Annotated in this window: 1 protein-coding gene and 1 pseudogene; both read right to left on the reverse strand. The window is 60.9% G+C overall.

The features are described from left to right. Positions 1–228: 228 nt before the first annotated feature. On the reverse strand, positions 229–984 hold the full coding sequence (gene istB / locus AWM79_RS18630; RefSeq protein WP_060783510.1) for an IS21-like element ISPre4 family helper ATPase IstB: 756 nt from the start codon (positions 982–984) through the stop codon (positions 229–231). A 20-nt stretch (positions 985–1,004) separates the two neighbouring features. After that, a pseudogene (istA, locus tag AWM79_RS18635) lies at positions 1,005–2,520 on the reverse strand (IS21 family transposase). Between the last annotated feature and the right edge of the window lie 246 nt (positions 2,521–2,766).

A 2,766-nucleotide genomic window follows, 5' to 3' on the forward strand; every position in this document is an offset into this window, starting at 1 on the left:
CTAAGGTGATCGCGGCGTTCGGTGCGGCAAAGCCGCACTGCGCCTATCTGTTTGCCAATCGCCGCGCGACTCGGATGAAAGTGCTGGTACATGATGGGATCTGCGGATTCCACGACACTTGGACACTCAGCCCACGATCATTTGGACACTCGTTCCACGCTCACTTGGACACCTGATCCACGTCCACTTGGACAGGCAGTCGGAGCGCAGCGACGCAGTTTTGCATTGTTAGTCTGAAGTCTCTGTCGCCGTCAATTTCGTTGCGCGTCTGCGCATCGATTCGCCCTTCAGTTCGATCCGGTAAGCGTTGTGCACCAGCCGGTCGAGGATCGCATCGCCCAAGGTCGGATCGCCGATCAGCGCATGCCATTTGTCCACCGGCATCTGGCTGGTGACCAGCGTCGAGCGGTTGCCGTAGCGGTCGTCCAGCAGCTCAAGCATGTCGCGCCGCTGAGCAGCGGTAAACGGTGCCAAGCCCCAGTCATCCAGGATCAGCAGGTCAGTCTTGGCATACCCTGCCATCAGTTTCGCGAAACGGCCGTCGCCGTGGGCCAGACCCAGTTCCTCCATCAAGCGCGGCAGGCGCAGGTAGCGCACGCTGTATCCGTCGCGACAGGCCTTGTGGGCCAGCGCGCAGGCGAGCCAGGTTTTTCCTACGCCAGTCGGGCCGCCGATGATCAGGTTCAGGCCGTCGCGCAGCCACTGGCCGCTACCCAGTTGCAGGATCAGAGATTTGTCCAGGCCGCGCGGGCTGCGGTAGTCGATGTCTTCCAGGCAGGCGTTGTGGCGCAGTCGAGCGGCTTTGAGGCGAGTGGTCAGGCGAGCATCTTCACGCTCGGTCAGCTCGCGGTCGACCATCAAGCCAAGACGTTCATCGAAGCTCAGGTCGTGGATGTCGGGCGTTGAGTGTTGCTCGCTCAGCGCCTTGATCATCCCGTGCAGTCGTAGGGTTTGCAGCTTGTCCAGGGTTGGGTTGGGTAGCACTTTGGTGCTCCTTTTTCAGGTCAGTGGTAGTAGCCAGGGCCGCGCAGGTTGATGTGTTCTTCGGGCAGTAACGGCAGGTTTTGCTGGGCCAGCGCCAGCCGTTCCAACCCTTGGCGCAGGATCGATTCAAGGCTTTTGTAACTGCATGCGCCTAGGGCCAGCGCACGCTGGCAAGCGGCTTCCAGCCGCGCTTCGCCGTGCTGTTTGCTCAGGCGCAGGATACCCAGGCAGGCACGGAAGCCGTGCTGCGGATGGATTCGGCGTTCGAGGATGTAGGCGATGACACCAGCGGTGTTCGGGCCGGTCTGCTCCGCCCAGCGAATCAGCCGTTGTGGTGTCCATTCGGCATGTTCGCGGTGGCTCTTGGGCATGTGCTCGGTTTGGGTCGTGTGGCGGCCTTTGTGCTGCGAGCGCAGGTGGCTGGCCACACGTTGGTTGGCGTGGAAGCATTCCACCGTCTGCGCGGTCAGGCGTACTTCGAGTGGGTGCTTCACCAGTTGGTACGGCACCGAGTAGTAGTGGCCGTCGACTTCGACGTGGTAGTCGATGTGCACTCGCACCTTTTTCCATTCGGCGTAGACGTAAGGATGCTCCGGCAGCGGTTGCAGTGCGGGCTGGTCGATGGTTTCGAAGGCTGAGCGGCGTGAGCCGGGCAGCTTTTTGAAGGGCCTTTGGTTAAGACGTTCGAGCAGCACGCCGATTGCCGTGTTGAGTTCGCCGAGCGAGAAGAACTGGCGGTTGCGCAGGGCCGCGAGGATCCAGCGCTCGACCACTTGTACGCCGACTTCGACCTTGGCTTTGTCCCGAGGCTTACGAGATCTGGCAGGCAACACGGCCACGCCGTAATGCTCGGCCAGGTCGCGGTAACTGGGGTTGATATCGGGCTCGTAACGGTGCGCTTTGGTGACGCCGCTGCGCAGATTGTCCGGTACCAGGATCTGCGATGTGCCGCCGAAAAAAGCAAAACAGCGAGCATGCGAGCCCAGCCAGTCAGGCAGTTTCTGCGACCAAGTGGCTTCTGCAAAGGTGTAGCTCGACGCTCCAAGCACGGCAACGAAGATCTGGGTTTGGCGGATTTCGCCGGTTCGCCGGTCAATGACTGGCACAGTCTGGCCCGCGTAATCGACAAACAGCTTTTCACCAGCACGGTGTTCCTGGCGCATGACCACGTCGACCTTGGCCGCCCAGAGGCGGTAGTGCTCGCAGAACCAGCTGTATTGGAAGCCTTGCGGATGAGCGAGTCGGTACTCTTGCCAAAGCAGGGCCAGGGTGACGCCGGGGCGGCGCAGCTCGGCATGCGCCCAAGCCCAATCAGGCATCGGCCTTTGATCGCTGGGAACTGTTGGTGCTGGTGGGAACAGGCATCGCTCCAGCTCGGCGTCCGACAATGATGTCGGCCAAGTCAGCCCGCAAGCGTTGAAACGGTGCAGGTAATTGCCGGCACTGCCGCTGCTGATGCGCAGGCTGGCGGCGATCTTGCGCACGGACAGTGCCGGCGTCGAACTTTAAGCATAGTACCTCTCGGATTTTACGCATGGATATACGCTCCACGACGACCTCTTCGCTTCGATAAAAGAGGCCGATGGTAGTGAATAGTCCTGCGTTGCCGCCTGCCTGAGCGTGGGTCGGATCAGTGAGAAATCACTGTCCAAGTGCTCGTGGAATCAGTGTCCAAGTGGCCGTGGAATGAGTGTCCAAGTCAGTGCGGAATCGCTGTCCAAGTGTTCGTGGAATGGGTGCCCAAATGCGTGTGGAATCCGCAGGCCTTGGTGCTCGGCCTAC

The sequence above is a fragment of the Pseudomonas agarici genome, from assembly GCF_001543125.1.
Classification (GTDB): Bacteria; Pseudomonadota; Gammaproteobacteria; order Pseudomonadales; family Pseudomonadaceae; genus Aquipseudomonas; species Aquipseudomonas agarici.